The organism is Streptomyces sp. MMCC 100, from assembly GCF_041538145.2.
Taxonomy (GTDB): Bacteria; Actinomycetota; Actinomycetes; order Streptomycetales; family Streptomycetaceae; genus Streptomyces.
Map to the genome: position 1 here is coordinate 7,763,325 of NZ_JBGORK020000001.1, position 26,570 is coordinate 7,789,894.

25 protein-coding genes are annotated in these 26,570 nt (G+C 71.9%); 12 read left to right on the forward strand and 13 right to left on the reverse strand.

The genetic code is table 11. The features are described from left to right. Positions 1–4: 4 nt before the first annotated feature. Positions 5–745, forward strand: coding sequence for a response regulator transcription factor (locus tag ABS735_RS36055; RefSeq protein ID WP_373904270.1), 741 nt, complete (start codon positions 5–7; stop codon positions 743–745). After that, positions 742–2,163 (forward strand): sensor histidine kinase, encoded by a 1,422-nt coding sequence (locus tag ABS735_RS36060; protein WP_373904271.1) that lies wholly within the window; start codon positions 742–744, stop codon positions 2,161–2,163. Before ABS735_RS36055 ends, ABS735_RS36060 begins: the two co-directional genes overlap by 4 nt. A 77-nt stretch (positions 2,164–2,240) precedes the next feature. Here the strand turns inward: ABS735_RS36060 and ABS735_RS36065 are convergent, their stop codons facing one another. Next, positions 2,241–4,073, reverse strand: coding sequence for a bifunctional metallophosphatase/5'-nucleotidase (locus tag ABS735_RS36065; RefSeq protein WP_373904272.1), 1,833 nt, complete (start codon positions 4,071–4,073; stop codon positions 2,241–2,243). A 196-nt stretch (positions 4,074–4,269) separates the two neighbouring features. Here ABS735_RS36065 and mshD point away from each other — a divergent pair, with 196 nt between their 5' ends. Further along, on the forward strand, positions 4,270–5,199 hold the full coding sequence (gene mshD, locus ABS735_RS36070; protein WP_373904273.1) for a mycothiol synthase: 930 nt from the start codon (positions 4,270–4,272) through the stop codon (positions 5,197–5,199). Positions 5,200–5,241: 42 nt separating this feature from the next. On the opposite strand, the gene ABS735_RS36075 is transcribed toward mshD, so the two are convergent. From ABS735_RS36075 to ABS735_RS36095, 5 genes are all read right to left on the reverse strand, one after another. Next, complete coding sequence (locus ABS735_RS36075) at positions 5,242–5,889, reverse strand: ABC transporter (RefSeq protein WP_373904320.1); 648 nt, start codon at positions 5,887–5,889, stop codon at positions 5,242–5,244. Beyond that, complete coding sequence (locus tag ABS735_RS36080; protein WP_373904274.1) at positions 5,886–7,406, reverse strand: ABC transporter permease; 1,521 nt, start codon at positions 7,404–7,406, stop codon at positions 5,886–5,888. The genes ABS735_RS36075 and ABS735_RS36080 overlap by 4 nt, the downstream gene beginning before the upstream one ends. Continuing rightward, positions 7,403–8,326, reverse strand: a complete 924-nt coding sequence (locus ABS735_RS36085) for an ABC transporter ATP-binding protein (RefSeq protein ID WP_373904275.1) — start codon at positions 8,324–8,326, stop codon at positions 7,403–7,405. Before ABS735_RS36085 ends, ABS735_RS36080 begins: the two co-directional genes overlap by 4 nt. Before the next feature lie 67 nt (positions 8,327–8,393). Then, positions 8,394–9,257, reverse strand: coding sequence for a zf-HC2 domain-containing protein (locus ABS735_RS36090; protein WP_373904276.1), 864 nt, complete (start codon positions 9,255–9,257; stop codon positions 8,394–8,396). Continuing rightward, positions 9,254–9,796, reverse strand: a complete 543-nt coding sequence (locus tag ABS735_RS36095; RefSeq protein WP_104636653.1) for an RNA polymerase sigma factor — start codon at positions 9,794–9,796, stop codon at positions 9,254–9,256. Before ABS735_RS36095 ends, ABS735_RS36090 begins: the two co-directional genes overlap by 4 nt. Positions 9,797–10,055: 259 nt before the next feature. Here ABS735_RS36095 and ABS735_RS36100 point away from each other — a divergent pair, with 259 nt between their 5' ends. Genes ABS735_RS36100 through ABS735_RS36110 form a run of 3 tightly spaced genes read left to right on the forward strand, consistent with a single transcriptional unit; the run spans position 10,056 to position 14,052 of the window. Further along, on the forward strand, positions 10,056–12,305 hold the full coding sequence (locus tag ABS735_RS36100; protein ID WP_373904277.1) for an RNA degradosome polyphosphate kinase: 2,250 nt from the start codon (positions 10,056–10,058) through the stop codon (positions 12,303–12,305). Continuing rightward, the gene (locus ABS735_RS36105; protein ID WP_373904278.1) at positions 12,286–13,584 is read left to right on the forward strand and encodes a CHAD domain-containing protein; all 1,299 of its coding nucleotides are present in this window, start codon (positions 12,286–12,288) and stop codon (positions 13,582–13,584) included. Before ABS735_RS36100 ends, ABS735_RS36105 begins: the two co-directional genes overlap by 20 nt. Positions 13,585–13,620: 36 nt before the next feature. Beyond that, positions 13,621–14,052, forward strand: coding sequence for an NUDIX hydrolase (locus ABS735_RS36110; RefSeq protein WP_373904279.1), 432 nt, complete (start codon positions 13,621–13,623; stop codon positions 14,050–14,052). A gap of 64 nt (positions 14,053–14,116) precedes the next feature. Here ABS735_RS36110 and ABS735_RS36115 read toward each other — a convergent pair whose 3' ends face one another. After that, entirely contained in the window at positions 14,117–14,389 is a 273-nt protein-coding gene (locus tag ABS735_RS36115; protein ID WP_373904280.1) for a hypothetical protein, read from the reverse strand. 529 nt (positions 14,390–14,918) lie between these two features. On the opposite strand from ABS735_RS36115, the gene pstS reads away from it, so the two are divergent. The 4 genes from pstS (at position 14,919) to pstB (ending at position 19,076) form a co-directional block, all read left to right on the forward strand. Then, positions 14,919–16,046: a phosphate ABC transporter substrate-binding protein PstS gene (gene pstS, locus ABS735_RS36120; RefSeq protein ID WP_373904281.1), complete on the forward strand. Its 1,128-nt coding sequence runs from the start codon at positions 14,919–14,921 to the stop codon at positions 16,044–16,046. Between the two features lie 132 nt (positions 16,047–16,178). Continuing rightward, the gene (gene pstC / locus ABS735_RS36125) at positions 16,179–17,183 is read left to right on the forward strand and encodes a phosphate ABC transporter permease subunit PstC (RefSeq protein ID WP_373904282.1); all 1,005 of its coding nucleotides are present in this window, start codon (positions 16,179–16,181) and stop codon (positions 17,181–17,183) included. Beyond that, entirely contained in the window at positions 17,180–18,250 is a 1,071-nt protein-coding gene (gene pstA, locus ABS735_RS36130) for a phosphate ABC transporter permease PstA (protein WP_373904283.1), read from the forward strand. Before pstC ends, pstA begins: the two co-directional genes overlap by 4 nt. Before the next feature lie 49 nt (positions 18,251–18,299). Next, positions 18,300–19,076 carry a phosphate ABC transporter ATP-binding protein PstB gene (pstB, locus tag ABS735_RS36135; RefSeq protein WP_373904284.1) on the forward strand — a complete coding sequence of 259 codons (777 nt, stop codon included), beginning with the start codon at positions 18,300–18,302 and terminating at the stop codon, positions 19,074–19,076. 111 nt (positions 19,077–19,187) lie between these two features. Here the strand turns inward: pstB and pitH are convergent, their stop codons facing one another. Both pitH and ABS735_RS36145 read right to left on the reverse strand, forming a co-directional pair. Beyond that, the gene (gene pitH / locus ABS735_RS36140; RefSeq protein ID WP_373904285.1) at positions 19,188–20,186 is read right to left on the reverse strand and encodes a low-affinity phosphate transporter PitH; all 999 of its coding nucleotides are present in this window, start codon (positions 20,184–20,186) and stop codon (positions 19,188–19,190) included. Positions 20,187–20,193: 7 nt separating this feature from the next. Then, positions 20,194–20,814: a DUF47 domain-containing protein gene (locus tag ABS735_RS36145; protein WP_003974832.1), complete on the reverse strand. Its 621-nt coding sequence runs from the start codon at positions 20,812–20,814 to the stop codon at positions 20,194–20,196. A 238-nt stretch (positions 20,815–21,052) separates the two neighbouring features. Between ABS735_RS36145 and ABS735_RS36150 the strand changes: the two genes are divergently transcribed. Continuing rightward, entirely contained in the window at positions 21,053–21,442 is a 390-nt protein-coding gene (locus ABS735_RS36150; protein ID WP_373904286.1) for a metal-sensitive transcriptional regulator, read from the forward strand. On the opposite strand, the gene ABS735_RS36155 is transcribed toward ABS735_RS36150, so the two are convergent. Both ABS735_RS36155 and ABS735_RS36160 read right to left on the reverse strand, forming a co-directional pair. Further along, entirely contained in the window at positions 21,428–21,592 is a 165-nt protein-coding gene (locus tag ABS735_RS36155) for a hypothetical protein (protein WP_171987290.1), read from the reverse strand. The genes ABS735_RS36150 and ABS735_RS36155 overlap by 15 nt on opposite strands. Before the next feature lie 77 nt (positions 21,593–21,669). Next, positions 21,670–22,563, reverse strand: a complete 894-nt coding sequence (locus ABS735_RS36160) for an SCO4651 family lipoprotein (RefSeq protein WP_373904321.1) — start codon at positions 22,561–22,563, stop codon at positions 21,670–21,672. A gap of 459 nt (positions 22,564–23,022) precedes the next feature. Here ABS735_RS36160 and ABS735_RS36165 point away from each other — a divergent pair, with 459 nt between their 5' ends. Next, positions 23,023–24,612 (forward strand): FAD-binding oxidoreductase, encoded by a 1,590-nt coding sequence (locus ABS735_RS36165; protein ID WP_373904287.1) that lies wholly within the window; start codon positions 23,023–23,025, stop codon positions 24,610–24,612. A 3-nt stretch (positions 24,613–24,615) separates the two neighbouring features. Here the strand turns inward: ABS735_RS36165 and ABS735_RS36170 are convergent, their stop codons facing one another. Both ABS735_RS36170 and ABS735_RS36175 read right to left on the reverse strand, forming a co-directional pair. Beyond that, complete coding sequence (locus ABS735_RS36170; protein WP_373904288.1) at positions 24,616–25,332, reverse strand: phosphatase PAP2 family protein; 717 nt, start codon at positions 25,330–25,332, stop codon at positions 24,616–24,618. A gap of 206 nt (positions 25,333–25,538) precedes the next feature. Continuing rightward, a complete protein-coding gene (locus ABS735_RS36175) occupies positions 25,539–26,483 on the reverse strand; it encodes a C40 family peptidase (RefSeq protein ID WP_373904322.1) in 945 nt (314 codons plus the stop codon). Between the last annotated feature and the right edge of the window lie 87 nt (positions 26,484–26,570).

The window sequence follows — 26,570 nt, forward strand, 5'->3', positions numbered from 1 at the left end:
GCCCATGAGCCCCGCAGACGGCGACCGCGACCGTGAGACCCAGCGCATCCTGATCGTCGACGACGAGCCGGCGGTCCGCGAAGCCCTCCAGCGCAGCCTCGCCTTCGAGGGGTACGACACGGAGGTCGCGGTCGACGGCGCCGACGCGCTGGAGAAGGCGGCGGCGTACCGCCCCGACCTCGTCGTCCTGGACATCCAGATGCCCCGCATGGACGGCCTGACCGCCGCCCGCCGCATCCGCGGCGCGGGCGACCTGACCCCCATCCTGATGCTGACGGCCCGCGACACCGTCGGCGACCGGGTGACCGGCCTGGACGCCGGTGCCGACGACTACCTGGTCAAGCCCTTCGAGCTGGACGAACTCTTCGCCCGCATCCGCGCGCTGCTGCGCCGCAGCTCCTACGCGGCCGCCGTGCAGGCCACCGCCGAGGACGACGACACCCTCTCCTTCGCCGACCTGACCATGGACCTGGCGACGCGCGAGGTCACGCGGGCCGGGCGCCCGGTGGAGCTGACCCGTACGGAGTTCACCCTGCTGGAGATGTTCATGGCGCACCCGCGCCAGGTCCTCACCCGGGAGCAGATCCTGAAGGCCGTCTGGGGCTTCGACTTCGAGCCGTCGTCGAACTCCCTCGACGTGTACGTCATGTACCTGCGCCGCAAGACCGAGGCGGGCGGCGAGCCGCGCCTGGTCCACACCGTCCGCGGCGTCGGCTACGTCCTGCGGCAGGGCGGCGCGGAGTGAGAGGCCTCGCCCGCCGGGTCCGGGCCCTGCCCATCCGGGCGCGGCTGTCGCTGCTGGTGGCGGCGGCGGTGGCGTTCGCGGTGGCGGCGGCGGCCCTCGCCTGCTGGTTCGTGGTCAAGAGCGTGCTGGTCAGCTCGCTGGACGAGGCCCTCAAGGCGAACCGCATGGACAGGGCGCAGGTGAGCCAGTACGTGAACCTGCGCACCGGCCTCTGCGCCCACGACCCGCTCACGCACGAGCAGAACCCCTACGGCTCGTCCGTGCAACTGGTGGCCCGGAAGAACTCGAGCTGCCTCATCATCGGCACGGAGGAGGTACCGCTCACGGACGCCGACCGCGCCGTGGCCGAGGGGGCTTCCACCAATGCGCTGCACGACGCCACCGGTTCCGACGGCACCCAGTACCGGGTCTTCACCTACTCCGTGCCCGACCTCCCGGGTGTCGCCGTGTCCGCCGCGCGACCGCTGAGCGAGGTGAACAGTTCACTCAGCAACCTCGCGCTGGTGCTCGTCTTCGTCGCGGGCGCCGGTGTCGTGGGCGCGGGCGCCGCCGGCCTCTGGGTGGCCAGGACCGCCCTGCGCCCCGTCGACGAGCTGACGCGGGCCGTCGAACACGTCGCCCGCACCGAGGACCTCACCGTCCGCATCCCCGTCGCGGACGACGGCGACGACGAGATCGCCCGCCTGTCCCGGTCCTTCAACAGCATGACCTCGTCCCTGGCCAGCTCCCGCGACCTCCAGCAGCAGCTCATCGCCGACGCGGGCCACGAACTGCGCACCCCGCTCACCTCGCTGCGCACCAACATCGAGCTGCTCACCCGCAGCGAGGAGACCGGCCGCCCGATCCCGGAAGCCGACCGCAAGGCACTCCTCACCTCGGTGAAGGCGCAGATGACGGAACTGGCGGCGCTCATCGGCGACCTCCAGGAACTCTCCCGCCCCGACACCGGCCAGCACGAGGGCCGCACCCGCATCCTCGCCTGGCACGACGTCGTCGAGTCGGCCCTGCGCCGCGCCCGCCTGCGCGGCCCGGAGCTGACGATCGACGCGGACGTCCGCCCCTGGTACGTACGGGCGGAACCGGCGGCTCTGGAACGTGCGGTCGTCAACGTCCTCGACAACGCGGTGAAGTTCAGCCCGGAGGGCGGCTCCATCGACGTGCGCCTCGCCGACGGCGTCCTCAGCGTCCGTGACCACGGACCCGGCATCCCCGCCGACGAACTCCCCCACGTCTTCGACCGCTTCTGGCGTTCCCCGAGCGCCCGCGCCCTGCCCGGCTCGGGCCTGGGCCTGTCCATCGTGGCGCGGACGGTGCAGCAGGCGGGCGGCACGGTGAGCCTGACTCCGGCCGAGGGCGGCGGCACGACCGCGACCGTGCGGCTGCCGGGTGCGCCGACGCCACCGCCCGAGGTCGTGTAGGCGCCGCCCTTGGCGCAGGCGGCCGCCTACCGCCTACCGCCTACCGCCCCCACCGCCTGTCGCCTATCGCCTATCGCCTACTGCACGACCGTGATCCGGTCCGCCGCCGGGGGCGTGATCGGGTCGGTCGCCGAGGAGTTGGCCGTCAGGTACTGCTCGAAGGCCGCCAGGTCGTCCGCGCCGACGAGTTCGTTCGTGCCCTCGCCCAGGGTCGTGAAGCCGTCGCCGCCGCCCGCGAGGAAGCTGTTGGACGCGACGCGGTAGGTGGCGTTCTCGTCGATGGGCGAACCGTTCAGGCGGACGGAGTCCGTGACGACGCGGTCGGCGCCCGACCTGGTCAGGTCCAGGGTGTAGGTGAGGCCGGACGAGACCTGGAGAATCTTCGGGGCCGCCTCGTTCGGGCCGCTCACCTGCTCCTTGAGGACCTGGATCAGCTGCGCGCCCGTGTAGTCCTTGAGGTTCACCGTGTTGGCGAAGGGCTGGACCGTGAAGCCCTCGGCGTACGTGACGACGCCGTCGCCCTCGGCGCCGGAGGCCGTGTAGGTCAGCGGGGCCCGGATGCCGCCCGGGTTCATCAGGGCCAGGTCGGTCTCCGGGTCCTGCGCCTTGCCGTACGCGAACTGCGCGTCGGCGATCAGGTCGCCCAGCGGGGACTCCGTGCCGTCGCGGTTGATGTCGCCGGAGACGTAGCCGATGGGGCGGTTGCCGATCGGGGCGGCCAGCGTGCCCCACTTGTCGATCAGCCGGGTCATGTCGGGTGCCTTCGGGACGTCCCGCGTGACCACGTGGTTCGCGGACTTCACCGACGTCCGGGCGATGTCACCCGTGCGGCGGTCGTACGTCAGCGTGGTGTCCGTGTACAGGCGTCCGAAGGACGAGGCCGAGGTGACCATGCGCGGGTTGCCCGCCGGGTCGGGGACCGTGCAGACGTACGCGTTGTGGGTGTGGCCGGTGACCAGCGCGTCGACCTGCGGGGTGATGTTCTTGGCGATGTCGACGATCGGCCCGGAGATGCCGTCGCCCGCGCCCGGGGAGTCGCAGTCGTAGTTGTAGTCGGACGAGGCCGGGAAGCCGCCCTCGTGGATGAGCGCGACGATCGACTTCACGCCCTGGCGCTGCAGCTCCTTGGCGTACCTGTTGATCGTCTCGACCTCGTCCTTGAACTTCAGGCCCTTCACGCCCTCCGCCGAGACGATGTCCGGGGTGCCCTCCAGGGTCACGCCGATGAAGCCGACCTTGACGCCGTTCTGCTTCCACACCCAGTAGGGCTTCAGGATGGGCTTCTTCGTCTTCTCGTCGAGGACGTTGGCCGCGAGGTACGGGAAGTCGGCGCCCTTGAACTCCTTGTCCGTGTAGCAGCCCTCGGTGGGGTGACAGCCGCCGTTCTGGAGGCGGGCCAGTTCCCTGGCTCCCTCGTCGAACTCGTGGTTGCCGACGCTCGTCACGTCCAGGTCGAGCTTGTTCAGCGCCTCGACGGTCGGCTCGTCGTGGAAGAGACCGGAGAGGAGGGGGGAGGCGCCGACCATGTCGCCGCCCGCGGCGGTGATGGAGTAGCGGTTGCCCTTGCGGGCCTCGCGCAGGTGCGTGGCCAGGTACTCCACGCCGCCCGCGTCAATCGTCTTCGTCGTACCGTCCGGCTGGACCTCGGTGACGCGGCCGGACGAGCCGGCGGGCGGCTCCAGGTTGCCGTGCAGGTCGTTGAAGGAGAGGAGCTGGACGTCCTGGTAGCGGCCCTGGCCGTGGCCATGACCGTGGCCGCCGTGGCCGCGGCCGGTCCCGGACGCGCTCGCCGATGCCGGCAGCGCCGCCGCGGCGAGCGCCCCGGCGGTGGCGACGGTGGCGGCTGCGACGAGGAGACGGCTCGTACGGCGTCTGCGACGCGGCTGGTGCGACTGTGTTGTGGCTGGCATGCGCCCCCCTGTGGGTGTGCGTGGCGCGAGCCGCTGAGGAGACGGCTCGTCGGCGCAGCAGCCTAGAGTCAACGCGCGTAGCGCGACAGGGGCTTCCGGGTTACAGCCTGGTTTAACTTCACCCTCTCCTTCGCTCTCTTCTTCGTCCTCGTCCGCCGCCGCCGCTTTGCCGCGCCCGCCCCTTACCCTCGTACGCATGACCAGCGACGACACCGTGCGGCCCGGCCGCCCCCGCTCGATCGAGACCCTCGCCGAACTCGCGCCGGAGCAGACCGACGCCGTCCTCGCCCTGCTCACCGAGGCGGCCCGGAACGACGGGCAGCATGCCGTGTCCGAGCAGGGCCGGCTGCAGCTGCGCGGCCCCGCCCGGGAGGGCGTCGCGCATCTCCTGCTCACCGTCGACGGTGGTGAACTCGTGGGCTACGCCCAGCTGGAGGGCACCGACCTGGTCGAGCCGCCGGCCGCCGAACTGGTCGTCCACCCCTCGCACCGGGGCCAGGGGCACGGACGCGCCCTGGGCTCCGCCCTGCTCGCCGCCTCCGGCAAGCGGCTGCGGGTCTGGGCGCACGGCGGGCACTCCGCCGCCCGGCATCTCGCGCAGGTGCTCGGGCTCTCCCTCTTCCGCGAACTGCGGCAGATGCGACGCCCGTTGGCCGGCCTGGACCTGCCGGAGCCGGTGCTGCCGGAGGGCGTGAGCGTACGCACCTTCGTGCCGGGGCGGGACGACGCGGCCTGGCTCGCCGTGAACGCGGCCGCCTTCGCCCACCACCCCGAACAGGGCTCGCTCACCCAGCGGGACCTCGACGACCGCAAGGCCGAGGCGTGGTTCGACCCGGCGGGGTTCTTCCTCGCCGAGCGGGACGGCGAGCTGATCGGTTTCCACTGGACCAAGGTGCACGCCGAGGAGGGGCTCGGCGAGGTGTACGTCCTCGGTATCCGCCCCGACACCCAGGGCGGCGGCCTGGGCAAGGCCCTCACCACGATCGGCCTGCGGCACCTGGAGGGGCGGGGTCTGCCCACGGCGATGCTGTACGTCGACGCCGACAACAAGGCGGCGGTGTCCGTCTACGAGCGGCTCGGTTTCACCACCCACGAGACGGATCTGATGTACCGCACGGAGACGTGAGCCGCCGGGACCGTTCCGCAGGGCCGCCCGGTGATCCGTCCGTCACCGGGCGGCCCTGCGGCCCAACGGCTCCGGCCCGCACGCCGCCCCCGCCAGGGCCACCGCCACCGCCAGCACCGCCCACCGGTCGTGCCCGGCGGACCAGCGCGGGTCGCCCGCCTGGACGAACAGCGCCCAGCCCTCCGGTGCGAGCAGCGGCGCGAGGACGGCCGTGAGCAGCAGGGACGCGGCGACGTACGGCCCCGGACGCGCCTCGTCCGTCAGCCGTACGGCCAGGGCGGCGACGGCGAGGGCGAGGGCGCCCACGGTCAGCGCCTCCAGGGTGACCCCGCCGGCCGGGGGCCGGGACGCCGAGGGGGTCAGGAGCAGTACGGTCGTCCACCACAGCGCGGCGAGCGGCGCGACCAGGGCCACGCGCAGCGCCTGCCGGAGGAGCCTCGGGGTCGGCACGGGTGCGGTGAGGTGGCGGGCCGGGTCGTCCAGCAGGAAGGCCAGGCCCAGCGCGCCGATCAGGGCCGCGCCCCGCAGCAGCAACAGCGTCTGCCAGGGAGCCGGTTCGGCGCCGGTGGCGAGAGGGACGGCGGCGACCAGCAGGCCGAGGGTCCCGGCGGCGGCCAGGGCACGCCAGGGCAGCGTGCGCCACAGCGGGCCGGCCAGGTCCACCGTCAGCGCCCGCCGGGCCGCCGTCATTCCTCGCACGAGTCCGCCTTCCCCGGCCCGGGAACGCCGAGCAGTTCGGCGACGCGGGCCGTCGTGACACCCGGCGCGGTCAGTTCGGCCCAGTGCTCCTTCACGCGTGCGCCGGTCCCGGCGGGCGGGTTCTCCAGCAGGCGGCGTACGACGTCCGTCTGGCCCTCCGTCATGGACAGCGGGTCGGTGGGCGACAGGACGATCGCGGAGCCCGTCACGCTGTCGTCGAGGCGGACCCGGCGCAGCGCGTCCATCGGGTCGTCCTGCCAGCTCAGGGAGAGCCACATGACGGTGACCATCCGCCCGTCGCACAGCTCGCTGCCGGCCGCCTCCGTGCCCGCGACGAGGACCGCGGCGACGGCGCTGGAGAACTCGGGGACCCGGTTGCCGCCCCAGGCGCTCCCCACGGTCACCTGGTCCGCCTCGGTCAGCGCGGGGATCCCGGCGTCGGCCCCCGGCCCGTAGCGGGCGTCGATCCGCTGCCGTACGACCAGTGGCCTCTCGTGCGCGGAGCCGCCGGCCACGGCCTGGACGCGGTCCACGACCCCGGCCCAGGTGCCGGTGCGCGGCGCCCACTCGGGGAAGGCGCAGTACGTCGACCGGCCGTGCTCGGCGCAGGTCAGCTCGGGGTGCGTCGAGGCTCGTTCGCGGGCCCCGGTCAGCTCCGGCGACGGCGACGCGCCTCCGGCCTGGAGGATGCCGCCGGTCACCGTCGCCGCGAGGCTCAGGACGAGTCCCGCACGGACGGCCACGGTGCGCCCTCCGGCGACGGCCACCGCCAGGAAGGCGATGAGCAGGGCCGCGCCCGCCAGGTACAGGGTGTGCCAGGCGGCGGGGCGCCCCAGGAGGTCGGAGGGCAGGGTGTCGGGGCCGATCTCGGGGACGGCCGGTGCCAGCCAGGACAGCCCGCTCACCTCGCTCGGCCCGGTACCGAGGACGAACACGAACAGCAGCACGACCACCAGCAGCGGCGCGGCGAAGGCCGACATCGTCAGGCGGCCGAGCAGCACCCCGAGCGCCCCGAACGCCAGCACCGTCAGCGGCCCCACCGCCAGTTCGGCCGGCGAACCGTGCCCGATCGCGCCCGGCTTGAGCGCCTCCCAGCCGAACTGACCGGCCACGCACAGGGCGGTGAGCAGGACGGCCGGTACGACGGACAGCGCGTGGCCGGCCGTACGGCGCCAGGGCTGCAGCACCAGGACCGAGAAGTGGTGCTCGGTGCCGTGGCGCTCCGAGCGCACGACCGCGCGGGCGGCGCCCAGCAGGACGGCGAGGCCGACGAGCATCGGCATGGACTGGGTGGCGCGGTCGGCGTCCTGGAGGGCGGGGTTGCCGTCGAAGGACTCCCGCGTGCGCCAGACGATCCACGCGACGTACGCCACGAAGGCGATGAGGACGGGGACGCTCAGCAGCAGCCTGCGTGCCTCGAACCGGGCGAGGGCGAGCACGGCCCGCGCGCCCCGGTCGGAGAGCGGCGCTCGCACGGGCACGGACTCCTCCGTCAGCACGGCGCTCACGCGGCCGCCTCCTCGCCGGTCGAGCCGGTCTCGCCGGTCTCGCCGGTAGTACCTGTCGTACCTGTCGTACCTGTCGCACCTGCGTCGTCGAGGACGAGCAGGTAGCCGTCCTCCAGGGTGGGTTCGGCGGGCTCGGCGCCCGGGGGCGGGTCGCCCACGTTCCGGAAGGAGCCGGTTCCGGTGCGCCACCCGGCCTTCGCGCCGGGGTCCTTCTCCGTGCTGCTCCACACCCGCCCGGCGGCCCGCGCGGTCAGCTCGGCCGGGGTGCCGTCGAAGCGCACCGTCCCGGCCGCCATGACGATCACCCGGTGGCAGAGCATCGCCACGTCCTCGGTCTGGTGGGTGGACAGCAGCACGGTCCGCCCCTCCCCCGCCCCGGCGATCAGCTCCCGGAAGCGCATCCGCTGCTCGGGGTCGAGACCGACGGTCGGCTCGTCGAGCACCAGGAACCCCGGGTCACCCACCAGTGCTGCGGCCAGCGCGACCCGTTGCCGCATGCCGCCGGACAGCTTCTTGATCCGGCGCCCGCGCACGTCACCGAGGGCGACCTCCTCCAGTACGCGCCGCACCTCGCGGTGCCGTTCCCGGCGGTCCGCCAGCTCCTTGAGGATCGCCACGTAGTCGACGAACTCGAAGGCGGTGAAGTCCGCGTGGAAGCCGGGCGTCTGCGGCAGATAGCCCAGCCGCCGCCGCACCTCCTGCCGGCCGCGCGCGGTCCCGGGGTCGTGCCCGAGCACGGTGAACGCCCCCCGGTCGGCGGGCACGGCGGTGGCGAGCACGCGCAGCAGCGTGGTCTTCCCGGCGCCGTTGGGCCCGAGCAGCCCCGTGACACCCGGGGTCAGCCGCAGCGACACGTCGTCGAGGGCGCGGGTGCGCCCGTAGTGCAGGCTCAGCCCGGAGGCGGAAACGGTGGGGGTCATACGGCACTCCCGTACGTGAAGGGGACCAGGAAGGAAGGAAGAAGGGAGGGACAGGACGGCGCGGGGCTCACGCGACGCCGCGCGCCGAGACGTCGAACCGGTCGCGGAACAGGAACAGCAGCCCGGCGCCCAGCGCGGCCACGCACCCGGACACGCCCTGTCCGGCCGCGGTGAACGGCGCCAGCGGGCCGTCCGCGGACGCACGCGCCGCGTCGGCGGCCAGCAGCACGGCCACCCAGGCACCCGCGAGCACGGACGGCGCGGCCACCGGCCCCAGCCGGGGCGCCAGCACGAGCCCGGTCGAGGTGAGGGCGAGCCCGGGCAGCAGCCAGGCCAGGGCGGCCGGTCCGTACCCGGGCAGCGCGAGGCTGGCCAGGCCGCCCACCCCGAGCGCCACGACGAGCACGGCGACCGTACGGATCATCAGCAGCCGGAAGCCGTGCATCGGCGAGACGACGGCCATCTCGTACGTGGGGTCGAGCGCGGGCCCGTAGGCGAGCGCCACCGAGGCCAGCGGCAGCAGGGGGGCGAAGGCCAGGAACAGGGTGGGCCGGCCGGCCGCACCGGCCGCCAGGGCCGCCAGGAAGGTCGTGAGCAGTACGGCGGCGAGCGCGCCGAACCAGGACCGGCGCAGGACGGGGGTGGCCGCGAGCAGCCGCGCCGTGGCGTCGCCCGCGCCGCACCGCATGAGAAGCCTCTCGAACCGGCCCGGCCGGGGCGCGTCCAGCTCGGCGTCGAGCCGTTCCCAGCCCGCGTCCAGCGCGGCGGTGTCGCTCACCTCGGCGAGGACGCCCCGGCACGCGGCGCAGGCGGTCAGGTGGGCGTCGGCGGACCAGAGCGCGGGCGCCGCCAGCTCGCCCCGGGCGTAGGCCCGCAGGTCGTCCTCTTCCACGTGCCAGGCGTCCCGGGGACGGCTTTCGTCGATCGTCATGCCAGCGCCTCCCGCAGCTGCCGGCGGGCCCGCATCGCCCGCGTCTTGACCGTGCCCGGCGGGATGCCGAGCAGGACGGCCGCCTCACGGGTGGTCAGCCCGTCGACGACGGTGGCCTGGAGCACCGCGCGCAGCTCCGGCGAGAGCCGTACGAGCGCGCCCGCGAGGTCGCCGTGCTCGACCCCGGCCAGGACGCGCTCCTCCGCGGAGACCTCGTCCCGGTGCCGCAGCCGCGCCAGCGCCTGCCGGAGCCGCCCGCGCGCACCGTCGCCGCGCAGCACGTCGATCAGCCGCCGCGACCCGATCCGCCACAGCCACCCGGCCACGTCCCCCTCCTCCCGGTAGCGGGCGCTGCCGCGCCACACGGCGAGGAAGGTCTCCTGCACGACGTCGTCGACCACGGCGGGGTCGGCGCAGCGGCCGCGCATGCGGGCGGTCAGCCAGGGCGCGTACCGGCGGTACAGCTCCTCGAAGGCGCGCCGGTCGGCATCGGCCGCGACGGCGCGCAGCAGCTCCCCGTCGCTTCTCGTTTCGCTCACGTCTCCTCATCGCACGAGCCCGGCCGATCGGTTCACACGATCTCAGGGGACCGTGCGGGAGACCGTGCGGGGCCTCGCCCGGGGGCGCGGCGGCGGACCTTTCGGAGGCCCGCAGCTATCCCACACGTCATGTCCCCGTAACCATCGATTCAGACAGCCTTGCGAGGCTCACCGAATGAAGCCGACCGAGCCAGAGCCTTCCGGGCCTTCCGTGCCTTCCGACGCGCCTGACCGGCGCGCGGCGCGGAAGAATGGGTTCATGAGGCAGCCGAACACCCAGGCAGAGGTCCAGCACACGCAGCACACGCAGCCCTCCGTGGGCTCCATCGCGGCGCACCGCCCGGACACCGTGGCCGCCACGGTCTCCGGCCTGGAGCCGGACATCGACGCCGACCTCGACGCGTACGAGGAGTCGGAGGAGTCCCAGGACGGCGGTGCCCGGCTCCCGCAGGGCCGCTTCCTGGACCGCGAGCGCAGCTGGCTCGCGTTCAACGAACGCGTGCTCGAACTCGCCGAGGACCCGAGCACGCCCCTGCTGGAGCGGGCCAACTTCCTCGCGATCTTCGCCAGCAACCTGGACGAGTTCTTCATGGTCCGCGTCGCCGGCCTCAAGCGCCGCATCGCGACCGGCGTCGCCACCCGCTCCGCCTCCGGCCTCCAGCCCCGCGAGGTGCTGGACATGATCTGGGCCCGCTCGCGCGAGCTGATGGCCCGGCACGCCGCCTGCTTCCACGAGGACGTCGCCCCGGCGCTCGCCGAGGAGGGCATCCACCTGGTCCGCTGGAGCGAGCTGGCCGAGAAGGAGCAGGCCCGCCTGTTCACCCTCTTCCGGCACCGGATCTTCCCGGTCCTCACCCCCCTCGCGGTCGACCCGGCCCACCCCTTCCCGTACATCTCGGGCCTCTCCCTCAACCTCGCGGTCGTCGTCCGCAACCCCGTCACGGGCCACCGCCACTTCGCCCGCGTCAAGGTCCCGCCGCTGCTCTCCCGCTTCCTGGAGGCCTCCCCGGGCCGTTACGTCCCCATCGAGGACGTCATCGCCGCCCACCTGGAGGAGCTGTTCCCGGGCATGGAGGTCCTGGAGCACCACACCTTCCGCCTCACCCGCAACGAGGACCTCGAGGTGGAGGAGGACGACGCGGAGAACCTGCTCCAGGCCCTGGAGAAGGAGCTGATGCGGCGGCGCCTGGGCCCGCCCGTCCGCCTGGAGGTCGAGGAGTCGGTCGACCGCGAGGTCCTGGACCTCCTCGTGCGCGAACTCAAGATCGGCGAGGCGGAGGTCTATCCGCTCCCCGGCCCGCTGGACCTCACCGGTCTCTTCCGCATCCACAGCATCGACCGGCCCGAGCTGAAGTACCCGAAGTTCGTCGCCGGCACCCACCGCGACCTCGCGGAGGTGGAGTCCGCGTCCGCGCCGGACATCTTCGCCGCCCTGCGCACCAAGGACGTCCTGCTCCACCACCCGTACGACTCCTTCTCCACCTCCGTGCAGGCGTTCCTGGAGCAGGCCGCCGCCGACCCGGACGTCCTCGCGATCAAGCAGACGCTGTACCGGACGTCCGGGGACTCCCCGATAGTCGACGCGCTCATCGAGGCGGCCGAGTCCGGCAAGCAGGTCCTCGTCCTGGTGGAGATCAAGGCCCGCTTCGACGAGTCCGCCAACATCAAGTGGGCCCGCAAGCTGGAGGAGTCCGGCTGCCACGTCGTCTACGGCCTGGTGGGCCTGAAGACCCACTGCAAGCTCTCCCTGGTCGTACGGCAGGAGGGCGAGACGCTGCGCCGCTACAGCCACGTCGGCACCGGCAACTACCACCCGAAGACGGCCCGCCTCTACGAGGACCTGGGCCTGCTCACCTCGGACCCGCAGGTCGGCGCGGACCTCTCCGACCTGTTCAACCGCCTCTCCGGCTACTCCCGGCGCGAGACCTACCGCCGCCTGCTCGTCGCGCCCAAGTCGCTGCGCGACGGCCTGGTCTCCCGCATCCACAAGGAGATCCAGCACCACCGCGCCGGGCGCCCCGCCCACGTCCGCATCAAGGTCAACTCGATGGTCGACGAGGCCGTGGTCGACGCCTGCTACCGGGCGTCCCAGGCCGGTGTGCCGGTCGACGTGTGGGTGCGCGGCATCTGCGCGCTGCGCCCGGGGGTGCCGGGCCTGTCGGAGAACATCCGGGTCCGCTCCGTCCTCGGCCGCTTCCTCGAGCACTCCCGGGTCTTCGCCTTCGGCAACGGCGGTGAGCCCGAGGTGTGGCTCGGCAGCGCCGACATGATGCACCGCAACCTCGACCGCCGGATCGAGGCCCTGGTCCGGGTCACCGACCCGGCCCACCGGGCGGCCCTGAACCGGCTCCTCGAGAACGGCATGTCCGACGGCACCGCCTCCTGGCACCTCGGCCCGGACGGCGAGTGGACCCGGCACGCGACCGACGCGGACGGCCAGCCCCTGCGCAACGTCCAGGAGATGCTCATAGACGCCCGGAGGCGCCGGCGTGGCACAGCGACACCTTGACCCGACGGACCCCACGGCGACCGCCGGACCGCCGCGACGGGCACGACCGGCGGACGCGAACAGGGACACGGGTCCGGACAACCACACGGGCCCGAACGCCGACGCCGAAGCGGGCGCGGGCGCGGACACCAACGCCCTCGCGGACTACCTGCGCGCCCAGGCCACGGAGTTCCTGCGCGCGCTGCGCCGGCACCGCGAATCCGGGGCGGGCACGGGGACGACGAGTACGGGGACGGGTACGGGCACGGGGACCGGCGCGAGCGGCGCCTCGGGCCCCGGCCGGACGGCCCCTCCGGCGGACGACGTGGACGCGGTCCGCGCCCTGCGCCGCGCGGCCCGCCGCATCAGCGGCACCCTGCACACCTTCCAGCCGCTGCTGGACGCCGGCTGGGCGGAGGAGATGCGCCCCGAGCTGGCCTGGCTGTCCGGCACGCTGGCCATGGAGCACGCGTACGCGTCCCGCCTGGAACGGCTGCTCCAGGCCCTGCACCGGCTGTCCGGCTCGTCGGCGTTCCCGGCCCCGCGCCCGGTGGGCCGGGCCGCCGCCACCGTGCCGGCCGGGGTGCCCGCCCCCGTCCACCCGGCGTCACCGGACCGCGGCAACCTCACCGTGGGCGCGGCCAAGGCGGGCGCGCTGCTCGACCGGCAGCTGACCCTGGCCCGTACCCGGGCGCACTCCACCGCCCTCCAGGCGCTGGGCAGCAGCCGCTTCCACGCCGTGGCGGACAAGGTCGCCTTACTGGCCAGCGAGGTCCCGCTGCGCGTCACCGGCCGCCCGAGCCGCGCCGCCGCCCCCTCCGCCGGCCCCGAGGCCACGCCCTTCGACCTGCGCCCGCTGGCCGCCGCCGCGCAGGAGCGCCTCACCGACGCCGTGGCCGCCCTGCCCCTGGTCACCGCGGGCAGTCCGTACAACGCCGAGGCACTGGTCCACGGGCTCTCCCCGGACCCGGCACCGCACCCCCAGGACGCCCCCTGGCACCAGGTCCGCCTGCTGCTGCGCCTGCACCGCTACGCCCTCGAGGCGCTGGCCGGCGCGGACGCCGCGAGCGCCGGGGACGCGGTCGACGTACGCCTCATCGCGGCCGGTGAGGCCCTGGACCGCCACCGAGACGCGTCGGAGGCCGCCGCGGCCGCCGCCCAGGCCGCCCGTACCCCGCGCATCGCCCCGGCGACGGCGTACGCGCTCGGCGTGCTCCACGCCGACCAGCGGCATGAGGTGGAGGCGGCGAGGTACGCGTTCCAGCACAGCTGGCGCAAGGAGCCGATCAGGCTGCCGTAGGAACCGCCGCAGGACGACGGGAGGCGTGAGCGTGCCGTGAGCCCCGCAGACGACGACACCCCCGTCCGTGCGGCCGGCTGCGTCCTGTGGCGCCCCGCGCCGCCGGGCACCGCCTCCGGCCTGGAGCTGTGTCTCGTGCACCGCCCGAAGTACGACGACTGGTCGCATCCGAAGGGCAAGCTCGAGCCGGGCGAGGACCCGCTCGCGGGCGCCCTGCGCGAGGTGGCGGAGGAGACGGGGTACGCCGCCGAGCCGGGCACCGAGCTGCCCACCGTGCACTACCTCGCGAACGGCCGCCCCAAGGAGGTCCGCTACTGGACCGCGGCGGCCACCACCGGCGCCTTCGCCCCGTCCGACGAGGTCGACCGCATCCTGTGGCTGGCCCCGGAGCCGGCCCGCGCCCGCCTCACCCGGCCGCGGGACCGGGATCTCGTGGACGCGCTGCTGGACAAGCTCAGGTCTGCCTGACCGGGCAGGGAACGGGGACGGGCCCCTCCGGCGTCCGGAGGGGCCCGTCAGTCGGCGGCGTTCGTCAGCAGGGCGAGTTGCTCCACCGGTACTCCGGTCCATAATTGCCGCCCCAGTCGACGCAACTGGACGTGACCTTTACCGGGCCCGCGTAGTACTTGTAGGCACCCTCGTCCGCGCTCCGGCTGCCTCCCAGCCCCTGCACCCAGGCACCGATGCCGACCGAGTTGCCGACGGAACCGCCGGTCTTGAAGTTGACGACACATGCCTTGTTGCCGTCGCGCAGCAGGTAGACCCGCGTGTTGGGCCCCTCACCGATCGCGTGGGACGCGCGCACCGTGTAGCCGCTGCCGCAGACGCTTTGCGGCGTGGCCGCGTCGGCCTGCCCGCCAGCGCGATCGTGGCACCCAGCGCGAGGGCCGCACTGGTCGCACCCATGACAAACACCCTGTTCTTAGCCATCTCGTTGGCCTTTCGCCTCGGATCTGTCCGAACAGAAAGATCGAAGTCGCCGAACATGAACCCGGGCGGACCGGCGGACAGCGGAATCATGAGTGCCCCTCAAAGCCTCCGACAAAGCCTCCGGCCGGGGTCACGGACACCGGCACACCAGGCACCGCGCGACCTCAAGGCACCGGGACCCCGCCGTGTCCTCGACGTAAGCGTTCCGTGACCTCACCGCACCGACCACAGGGGTTCACCCCGCGTTCATTTACGCCCATCGGCGGCTTCACCTGTTCTGCCTAATTTCGGCCTTACCCGATACGGGACGCATCCAGAAGGCGCGTCTGTATCCACCGATCTTCATCGCAGTCCACGCACGCCGCCGAATTCAGGACGGCGGCTCCTGGAAGGAACTCCCTCAAGTGAAGCTTCAGCGCATGAACCGGCGGGCCCTCGCTCTCGGTGCTCTCGCCGTCTCCGGCGCCCTGGCCCTCACGGCGTGCGGCTCCGACGACACCGGCGGCGACAGCGGCAGCGACTCCAGCTCCGCCTCCGCCAACAGCAACATCAAGTGCGAGGACGCCAAGGGCCAGCTCCAGGCCTCGGGCTCCTCCGCCCAGAAGAACGCGATCGACGCCTGGGTCAAGCAGTACACCGCGGCGTGCAAGGACGTACAGATCAACTACCGCCCCGACGGTTCGGGCGCGGGCATCACCGCGTTCACCCAGGGCCAGACCGCCTTCGCCGGTTCGGACTCGGCGCTGAAGCCCGAGGAGATCGAGGCCTCCAAGAAGGTCTGCTCCGGCGGCCAGGGCATCGACCTGCCCATGGTCGGCGGCCCCATCGCCGTCGGCTACAACGTCCCGGGCGTCGACACGCTCGTCCTGGACGCCCCGACGCTCGCCAAGATCTTCGACAGCCAGATCACCAACTGGAACGACGAGGCGATCGCGAAGCTCAACCCCGACGCCAAGCTGCCCGACCTGAAGATCCAGGCCTTCCACCGCTCGGACGAGTCCGGCACCACGGACAACTTCACCAAGTACCTGAAGGCCGCGGCTCCGGACGACTGGAAGTACGAGCCGGCCAAGGCGTGGGCGGCCAAGGGCGGCCAGTCCGCTCCGCAGTCCTCCGGTGTGGCCCAGCAGGTGAAGCAGACCAGCGGCGCCATCTCCTACTTCGAGCTGTCCTACGCCAAGGACGGCATCAAGACGGTCGACGTCAAGACCGAGGCGGCCGAGCCGGTCAAGGCCACCGTCGACAACGCCACCGCCGCCATCGGCGCGGCCAAGGTCGTCGGCACCGGCAAGGACCTCGCGCTGGAGCTGGACTACACCCCGGACGCCGCCGGCGCCTACCCGCTCGTCCTGGTGACGTACGAGATCGCCTGCGACAAGGGCAACAAGGCGGACACCCTGCCCGCCACCAAGTCCTTCCTGAACTACATGGCCTCCGAGGACGGCCAGGGCCAGCTGGCGGACGCCGGCTACGCCCCGATGCCCACCGAGATCATCACCAAGGTCCGCGAGACCATCTCGAGCCTGAGCTGACCCGAGTGCGGTCCGGACCCCGCCCGGGGGCCGGACCGCACCGTCCGGTGCACCGCCGCCAGGAGCCCCCGACCCCCAAAGTGGCTCCGCCCGAGCCGTCGCGCACGACGACTCCGCAGACCGGAGAACCCGATGGACATAACCACTGATCCCCACAAGCCAGCACCAGCCCCCGAGCTCCCCAGGGCCCAGGACAAGCGCGCCGCGCGCGGCGTCACCCGCCCCGGCGACCGGATCTTCCTCGGGTTCTCCCGTGGGTCCGGCATTCTCGTGCTGGTCATCATGGCCGCCATCGCGGCCTTTCTCACCTACCGCGCCTCGATAGCCATCGGCAAGGACGAGGCCAACTTCTTCACCGCCTTCGAGTGGAACCCCACGGGCGTGAAGCCGGAGTTCGGCATCGCCGTCCTGGCCTTCGGCACCATCGTGTCGTCGATCATCGCCATGGCCATCGCCCTCCCGATCGCCGTCGGCATCGCCCTGTTCATCACCCACTACGCCCCACGCCGCCTCGGCGGCGTCATCGGGTACGTGATCGACCTGCTCGCCGCCGTGCCCTCGATCGTCTACGGCCTGTGGGGCGCCCTCGTGCTCGTGCCACACATGAACGGGCTGTACGGCTGGCTGGACGAGTACCTCGGCTGGACCGGCATCCTCGAGTGGAACGGCGGCGCGCCGCGTTCCCTGCTCACCGTCGGCATCCTGCTCGCGATCATGATCCTGCCGATCATCACCAACGTCAGCCGCGAGGTCTTCCGGCAGGTTCCGCAGATGCACGAGGAAGCGGCCCTGGCCCTCGGCGCCACGCGCTGGGAGGTCATCCGCATGTCGGTACTGCCCTTCGGCCGCTCCGGCGTCATCTCCGCCTCGATGCTCGGCCTCGGCCGCGCCCTCGGCGAGACGATGGCCGTCGCCATGGTGCTCTCCCCGACCTTCGACATCAGCGCCAGCCTGCTCGACCCGGGCGGCGGCACCTTCGCACAGAACATCGCCAGCAAGTTCAACGAGGCCACGCCCATGGGCCGGGACGCCCTCATCGCGTCCGGTCTGGTGCTCTTCGTCATCACCCTGCTGGTCAACGGCGCGGCCCGGATGATCATCGCCCGCCGCAAGGAGTACTCGGGGGCCAACGCATGAGCCACACACGCCTCGCCGACAACGCGGCCAAGCCCCAGCCCGGCTCGCTGCGCGGCGCGACCCTGCCCAAGTGGTTCCCCTGGGCGGTCGCCGCGGGTTCCGTCGCCCTGGGCCTCGGCATCAGCGCCGCGGCGGGCCTGCACAGCTCCATCCAGTGGGCTCTGATGGCCGCGGTCCTTTTCGTCCTCGGTTCCTACGCCATCTCGGCCAAGGTCGAGGGCGGGCGGCAGGCCAAGGACCGGGTGGCGACCAGCATGGTCTGGGTCGCCTTCCTCCTGGCCGTCATCCCGCTGGCCTCCCTCGTCTGGGAGACCGTCAAGCAGGGTGTGAAGGCCCTCGACGGCTTCTTCCTGACCCACTCCATGGGCGTCGTCTCCGACTCCGAGCCGGGCGGCGGCATCTACCACGCCCTCCTCGGCACCCTGGAGCAGGTCGGGATCGCGACCGCCATCTCCGTGCCGCTCGGCGTACTGACCGCGATCTACCTCGTCGAGTACGGACGCGGCAAGCTTGCCAAGGCCGTCACCTTCTTCGTCGACGTCATGACGGGCATCCCGTCGATCGTCGCGGGCCTGTTCATCCTCAGCCTGTGGATCGTGATCCTGGACATGGGCTACTCCGGCCTGGCCGGCGCCCTCGCGCTGTGCATCCTGATGATCCCGATCGTCGTCCGCTCCACCGAGGAGATGCTCAAGCTCGTACCGAACGAGCTGCGCGAGGCGTCCCTGGCGCTGGGTGTGCCCAAGTGGCGCACCATCCTCAAGGTGGTCGTGCCGACCTCCATCGGCGGCATCACCACCGGTGTGATGCTCGCGGTCGCCCGTATCACCGGCGAGACGGCCCCCGTGCTGCTGCTGGTCTGGGGTACGAACTTCATCAACTCGAACCCGTTCTCGGACCCGCAGGCGTCCCTGCCGATGTACATCTATCTGCAGTACGGCGCCGGCTTCGACGCCTCGCACGACCGTGCCTGGGCGGCGGCCCTGACGCTCATCGCGTTCATCATGATCCTCAACCTCGCGGCCCGCGGCATCGCCCGCTGGAAGGCCCCGAAGACCGGTCGCTGACGCGGCCAAGGCGACAACAGTCAGCGACCCGAAAGAAGCAGTGATTTCCATGGCCAAGCGCATAGATGTCAGCGGCCTCAACGCCTACTACGGCTCCTTCCTGGCCATCGAGGACATCTCGATGACCGTCGAGCCCCGCTCCGTGACGGCCTTCATCGGCCCCTCCGGCTGCGGCAAGTCCACCTTCCTGCGCACGCTCAACCGCATGCACGAGGTCACGCCGGGCGGCCGCGTCGACGGCAAGGTGATGCTGGACGACGAGAACCTCTACGGCGCGGGCATCGACCCGGTGGCCGTGCGCCGCGAGGTCGGCATGGTCTTCCAGCGCCCGAACCCGTTCCCGACGATGTCGGTCTACGACAACGTGGCGGCGGGCCTGCGCCTGAACGGCAAGTACAAGAAGTCGCAGCTGGACGACATCGTCGAGAAGTCCCTCAAGGGCGCCAACCTCTGGAACGAGGTCAAGGACCGCCTGAACAAGCCCGGCTCCGGCCTCTCCGGCGGCCAGCAGCAGCGCCTGTGCATCGCGCGGGCGATCGCGGTCGAGCCGAACGTCCTGCTCATGGACGAGCCCTGCTCCGCCCTGGACCCGATCTCCACCCTGGCGATCGAGGACCTGATCGGCGAGCTGAAGGAGCGCTTCACGATCGTCATCGTGACGCACAACATGCAGCAGGCGGCGCGCGTCTCGGACCGTACGGCGTTCTTCAACCTGGCGGCGGTCGGCCAGCCCGGCAAGCTGATCGAGATCGACGAGACGGAGCGCATCTTCTCCAACCCGTCGGTCCAGGCCACGGAGGACTACATCTCCGGCCGCTTCGGCTAGACCGGCCCCCACCGAACCCCTCGCGGTGCTGCATGGCGGTGCCACCGCGAGGAGCACAAGGGCCCGCCCCCGGAATCCGGGGGCGGGCCCATCGCCGTACGAGGGGCGCTGCTACAGGAACGCCAGGTTCACGATCCAGAACGACACCGCGGCCACCACCGCGGCGGCCGGCATCGTGATGAACCACCCCATGATGATGTTCTTCGCGACCCCCCACCGCACGGCGTTGACCCGCTTCGTCGCCCCCACACCCATGATCGCCGAGGTGATCACGTGCGTCGTGGAGATCGGCGCGTGGAACAGGAACGCCGACCCGAACATGATCGACGCCCCCGTGGTCTCCGCGGCGAACCCCTGCGGCGGGTCCAGCTCGATGATCTTCCGTCCCAGCGTCCGCATGATCCGCCAGCCACCCGCGTACGTCCCGAGCGACAGCATCAGCGCGCAGGCGAGCTTCACCCACACCGGGATCGGGTCGCCGTAGTCCTCGACGTCGGCGATGACCAGCGCCATCACCACGATGCCCATCGTCTTCTGCGCGTCCTGCAGACCGTGCCCCAGCGCCATGCCCGCCGCCGACACCGTCTGCGCGATGCGGAAGCCGCGCTTCGCCTTGTGCGGGTTGGACCGCCGGAAGATCCACATGATCGCGGTCATCACCAGGTAACCGGCGAGCAGACCGATCACCGGCGACACGAACATGGGGATGACGATCTTGTCGACGACCCCGTGCCAGTACACGGTCGTGCTCCCGGCCAGCGCCGCGCCCACCATGCCGCCGAACAAGGCGTGCGAGGACGAGGACGGCAGCCCGAAGTACCAGGTGATGAGGTTCCAGACGATGGCGCCCACGAGCGCCGCGAAGAGGATCCCCATCCCCTTCGAACCCTCGGGGGTCTGGATCACCCCCTCACTGACGGTCTTGGCGACCCCGGATCCCATGAACGCGCCGGCCAGGTTCATCACCGCGGCCATGGCGAGCGCCGCGCGGGGCGTCAGCGCGCGCGTCGACACGGAGGTGGCGATCGCGTTGGCCGAATCGTGGAAGCCGTTGGTGTACGTGAAGAAGAGCGCGACCCCGATGGTCACGACCAGAGCGAAGGTGTCCATGAACGGCTCAGGACTCCTTGACGGCGATGGTCTCCACCGTGTTCGCCACGTGCTCGAACGCGTCGGCCGCTTCCTCCAGCACGTCCACGATCTGCTTGAGCTTCAGCACCTCGATGGCCTCGTACTTGCCGTTGAAGAGGTGGGCGAGCAGCTTGCGGTGGATCTGGTCGGCCTGGTTCTCCAGGCGGTTGACCTCGATCCAGTACTCGGTGAGGTTGTCCATGGTCCGCAGGTTCGGCATGGCCTCGGCGGTCAGCTCGGCGGCCCGCGCCAGCACCTCGATCTGCTGCTCGACGCCCTTGGGCAGTTCCTCGACGTTGTAGAGGACGACCAGGTCGACGGCCTCCTCCATGAAGTCCATGATGTCGTCGAGGGACGAGGCGAGGTTGTAGATGTCCTCGCGGTCGAAGGGCGTGATGAACGAGGAGTTCAGCTGGTGGAAGATCGCGTGCGTGGCGTCGTCACCCGCGTGTTCGGCGGCCCGCATACGCTCTGCGATCTCGGCCCGGGCGGATGCGTCCGCCCCGAGCAGTTCCATCAGGAGCTTGGAGCCCGTGACGATGTTGTCCGCGGAGGCGGCGAACATGTCGTAGAAGCTCGTCTCCCTGGGGGTCAGACGAAAGCGCACGTGGGGTCCTCGGGGTGCATCGGTTTCGGTCAGGCTGATGCTAGGCGCATCATCCGGCCACTGCTAACGGGCCGTCCCCCAGTGTCGCCCATCGGGCACAGTGATGAGCAGGGGGGCGACGTCGGGCGCTCCGGCAAGGGCCCCATACCCCGGAAAGTTCGTTACCATATACCCACCAGGGGTATATGTCTGTTATCCCCGCCATCCACCGAATCCACGGATCCCCCAGGAGGACGCGATGACGACCACCGAGGCCGGCGCGGGTGCGCCCTCCCCCACCGCGGACCAGGCGGTCAACCAGGTCGAGACGGACGGCACGGACATCGTGACCGACCACGACCGCGGGGTGCACGGGTACCACAAGCAGAAGGACGAGCACCTCAAGCGCCTGCGCCGTATCGAGGGCCAGATCCGCGGCCTGCAGCGGATGGTCGACGAGGACGTCTACTGCATCGACATACTGACCCAGGTATCCGCCTCCACGAAGGCCCTGCAGTCCTTCGCGCTGCAGCTCCTCGAGGAGCACCTGCGTCACTGCGTCGCCGATGCGGCCCTCAAGGGCGGCACCGAGATCGACGCCAAGGTGGAAGAGGCGACGAAGGCCATCGGCCGTCTACTGCGTACGTGAGCGTTCCTCGGCCACGCGCAGCACCTCGTCGATGCTCTCCAGGCTGAGCCGCTCCCGGGCGGCCGACGCAGCGATGATCAGCTCGCCGCACAGCTCGATCTCGGCGAGGGCCACGTGGTCCTGAACCGCCGTACCGCCGACCGGAGCCACGCCCGTCACCTCGTCTCTGCCGTCACCGACTTCCTAGAGTAGGGAGCGGCCTACACACCGCGCATGGCACGGAAGGGCTAGTTCTTGCCGTCGACGGCCGTGTCGCCCGGCTCCGCGGCGATCTTGCCGGCGTAGATGTCCTGGTCCTCGGGCAGCCGTACGCGGACGGCGGCGCCGAAGTCGTACAGCAGCGTCGTCGAGGCGACGTCCACGGTGCCGGTGCCGTCCTCCCGCCCGTTGGAGAAGCTGAAGCGGTGCCGGACCTTGCGGATACGGCCCTCGTCGTCGAGGTAGGCGTCGAACGGCACCTCGGCGGTGGCGAACCCCTCGGCCGCCGCCGACAGCGCCTTCTTGTTGCCCTCCGAGGCACCGCGCGCCGCCCGCGCGAGATCGGCGGTCCCCCGATAGTGCCGCACCTCGGTCCCGGCCAGCTCGGTGCGCCCCACGAAGGTGGCCGTCCGCGTCCCGCGCAGCACCTCGGCGGCGGCGAACGGATCCGTCGCCCCGCCGGTCACCAGGTTCCCGTCGGACAGCGAGTCGGTCTCCACCCGCACCCACTTGTCGTCGGGGACGCCGGCCCCCCGGTTCTTCATGAACAAGGCCCCCGGGGCGAGCAGCTCGGTGATCGGCCGATGCTCGCTCGATCCCGCCGGGTCCTGGGGCAGCCGCACCTTCAGCTGCCCGAGCCGCTCCTCGAAGTCGTACACGCCCTCGCCCCGGATGGTCACCCGCGTCCCGCCGCTGGCCATCTGCATCGCGGTACGCGTCTTGGCGCTCCCGGCGGCCACCAGCCGGTCGGCGGCCCGGTGCAGCACGGCGACGGGGTCGCCCCCGCCGGCACCCTGGACGGAGGCCCCCTGCCCGGCACCGGAGCACCCGGCACCGGCCAGACAGACGCAGACCGCACCGCCGGCGAGGGCGAGACCGCCGCCCGTCCTCCAACTCCGCAGCTCCCGCTCCCGCCCGACCATCGCCACCTGCTATCCAAGCCGTCATGCCCGTTCCGGACCCCCTGCCGTCCCGCTTAACGAGGGGCAGGCGACCCCGGTAACGTTGTGGGCGTGGCGCAGCAGGACGGTCTCGAAGCCCCCGGGGACGCCCCGGAACACCTCACGACAACGGTCGAACAAGGCCCCTTCTGCCTGGCCCGCTGTACCTGCGGCTGGCGCGGCCCGGCCCGAAGAGCCAGAAGCCAGGCCCGCACAGACGCCGAGTCCCACACCCCCGCCTAGCTGCGGCAGTGGCGCGCCTCCCAGGCCGTTCAGGCACGGGGAGGCGCCCCGCAACGCCGGGCTGCCCACCCCACCCCCGGCCGGCACACCCACGCCGTACACCTGTACCCGCCGTACACCCGGCGCCGCGCCCCGGGGAACCCCGACCCCCCATACCCCCGTCTCCCTCCAAGACCCCCCACGGGACGCGGAGGCGACATGCACCGGCGCACATTCCTCAGCACCACCACGGCCGCAGCCCTCGCGGCAACCACAACCGCCTGCACGGGCAAGGACCGGGCCACCGGCACCGACCCCAAAGGCACCACGGCCAAAACCACGGCCACAACCACAACGACAACCACCACAGCGCACGCCGGTAAGAGCCCCGCCCCCACCCCCGCCACCTGGACCGCCCTGGCCACATCCCTGGACGGCCAACTGATCCGCCCCGGCGATCCCACCTGGAAAACGGCCCACCAGCTCTACAACACCCGCTTCGACACCCTCGAACCCAGCGCCGTCGCCTACGCCGCCCACCCCGACGACATCCGCACCGCCCTCTCCTACGCCCGCGCCCACCACATCCCCGTGGCGATCCGCAACGGCGGCCACTCCTACGCCGGCTGGTCCTCCGGCGACGGCCGCCTGATCATCGACGTCTCGAAGCTGAACCGTGTCCGCGCCTCCGCCGGCGAGGCGGTCGTCGGCGCCGGCGCCAAGCTGATCGACGTCTACCGCGCCCTGGCCGCGAAGGGCGTGACCGTCCCGGCCGGCTCCTGCCCCACCGTCGGCGTCTCGGGCCTCACCCTCGGCGGCGGCCACGGCGTCGTCTCCCGCGCCTACGGCCTGACCTGCGACAGCCTCACCCGGGCCACCCTGATCACGGCGGACGGCAAGGAGATCACCGCCGACGCGGCGGGCGACCACAAGGACCTCTTCTGGGCCCTGCGCGGCGCGGGCAACGGCAACTTCGGCGTCGTCACGGAGTTCCACTTCCGCACCCATCCCGCCCCCAGAGCCGTATCGGCGTACCTGACCTGGCCCTGGCGAAAGGCGGCCGCGGCCGTCCGCGCCTGGCAGGAGTGGGGTCCCGACCAGCCCGACGAGATCTGGTCCTCCCTCCACCTGGCCGCCGCCCCCGGCCACACCCCCACCCTGTCGGTCTCAGCCTTCTCCCTCGGCACCTACGGCGAACTCCAGAACGCCGTCGACCGCCTCGCCGACCGCATCGGCTCGTCCGCGAGCCACGTCTCCCTCAAGCGCCGTACGTACGAGGAGTCGATGGAGATGTACGCGGGCTGCTCGTCCTTCTCGACCGACGCCCGCTGCCACCTCCCGGGCTCCGCCCCCGGCCACTCGCCGCAGGGCTCGCTCGGCCGCGAGACGTACGCGGCCCGCTCGGACTTCTTCGACCGCTCGATCCCGTCGGCCGGCATCGAGGCCCTGCTCTCACGTCTCACCCGGGTGCACGGCGGCGCCGGCAGCATCGCGTTCACGGCGCTCGGCGGGGCGGTGAACCGCGTCTCCCCGACGGCCACCGCTTTCGTGCACCGGCGCTCCCGGATGCTGGCCCAGTACCTCGTCTCGTGGCGGCCGGGCACGAGCGGAACGGCGGCGCGGTCCTGGCTGGATTCGGCCCACGGCGCGATGCGCCCGTACGCCTCGGGTGCCGCCTACCAGAACTACACGGACCCGGCCCTGACGGACTGGCGGAAGGCCTACTACGCAGACGCGGCCCCGCGCCTGGCGCGTCTGAAGCACCAGTACGACCCGGACCGCGTCTTCACTTACCCGCAGGCACTGTGAGCGTCAGGCGGCGAGATCCCGCTCCCCCGACGTCTCGGCGCCACTCTCCTTGCGCGCCCCGGGAATCACGGCACCGCGCCCCGCGGCACCCGCCCGTCCTCGCGCGCTGACCAGCCACCCCACCCGGGGCGAACGCTCGACGGCCCGGGTCAGCGGCGTCAGCAGTGCCATGGCGACCGGCGACAGCAGCAGCGCGACCGCCGTGCCGAGGGCGAACCCGCCCACGACGTCCGTCGGGTAGTGCACGCCCATGTAGACGCGGGCGAAGCCGCCGAACAGCGCGAGCACGATGGCGGCGATCCCGAACTTCCGGTTGGCGACGAACAGTCCGACGGCCAGGGCCATGCAGAGCGTGGCGTGGTCGCTCACGAAGGAGAAGTCGTTCTTGCCCTCCACGAGCACGTCGAGCCCGTCATGGGACTTGAAGGGCCGGGGCCGCTCCACGAAGCCCCGTATCGGCACGTTGACCAGTACCGCGACCCCGGCCGCGAGCGGCGCCCACACCAGAGCCGCCACGCTCGGGGCCGCGTCCTCGCCGCCCCGCCGCCGCACACCCCACCAGCACCACAGCACCAGCAGCACGATCGCGAACAGCAGTCCGTACTCACCGACGAACTCCATGACCCGGTCGAACCAGTGCGGTGCGTCCTTGGCCAGGCCGTTGATGTCGTAGAGCAGCTCGACGTCGGGGTTCGACCCGGATTCGGCGAGTCCAGCCATGGTGCTGCGGCCCCTTCGTCATGTCCTGAGGCGCACCGAGCGCGCGCCTCTTCTGCCACCCCCGTGGTCAGCTACACGTCAACAGGAACGCACGGCCCCTGTTGATACGTTCCACACTCCACTGAATGATCACGCAGACGTTATCGAAGAGAGACACGTCGCCGCAGCTCAGGGCAGGGTTTCACGCTGGGTTCAAACCCTCCCATTCACGCCGTGGTGGGCAGCGCTTTCGCGCCATCCTCGGTCACCCGGGTGGCCCCGAAGTAGTCGGGGGTGTCGATCGGGTCGAACCGGATCACAGCACCCGGCCGAGGCGCGTCGATCATGTACCCGCCGCCCACATAGATCCCGACGTGCCGGATGGCCCGCGAGTTGGTGAGGTCGTCCGAGAAGAACACCAGGTCCCCGGGGAGCAGTTCCTCCCGCCGGGGATGCGCTCCCGCGTTGTACTGGTCGTTGGCGACCCGGGGCAGCTTGATCCCGACGCTCTCGTACGCCGCCTTGGTCAGCCCGGAGCAGTCGAACCGTCCCCCTTGGTCGGCCGTCCCGTTCCCACCCCACAGATACGGCGTCCCGAGCTTCTTCTGCGCGTAGGCGATGGCCCCGGCGGCCTGCTCGGACGGGTCGACTCGGCTGGTGGGCGCGGCGAAACTCGTCTCCAGGCTGCGGATGATCCTGACGTAGTTCTGGGTCTCACTGATCGCGGGCACCCCGCCGGCCTGTATCACCCGGTAGGCACCCGCGTTGTAGGCGGCGAGCATGTTGTCGGTGACGTCGCCGGGCACGTCCTTCACGTAGCCGGCGAGTTCGCAGTCGTACGACGCCGCCGACGGGATCGCGTCGTTCGGATCCCAGATGTCGCGGTCACCGTCCCCGTCGCCGTCGATGCCGTGGGCCGCCCAGGTTCCCGGGATGAACTGGGCGATGCCGCGCGCGTCGGCATGGCTGACCACGTCCGGGTCCCAGCCGCTCTCCTGGTAGAGCTGGGCGGCGAGCAGGGCGGGGTTGATGGCGGGGCACAGGTTGCCCCACCGGGCCACGAGGGCCTGGTACGCGGCGGGAACCGAGCCCTTGGCCAACGTCTTGGCCCCACCGCCCGCTGTGCCCGCGAGGTTCCCGGCGACGAGGTACACGCCGAGAACGAGCAGCATGACGAAGCTCAGGCCCGCCCCGACCGCCGCACCACCGACCACCCACACTTTGCGCACGGCTCAACCCTCCCCCACGACGTCGCTGTT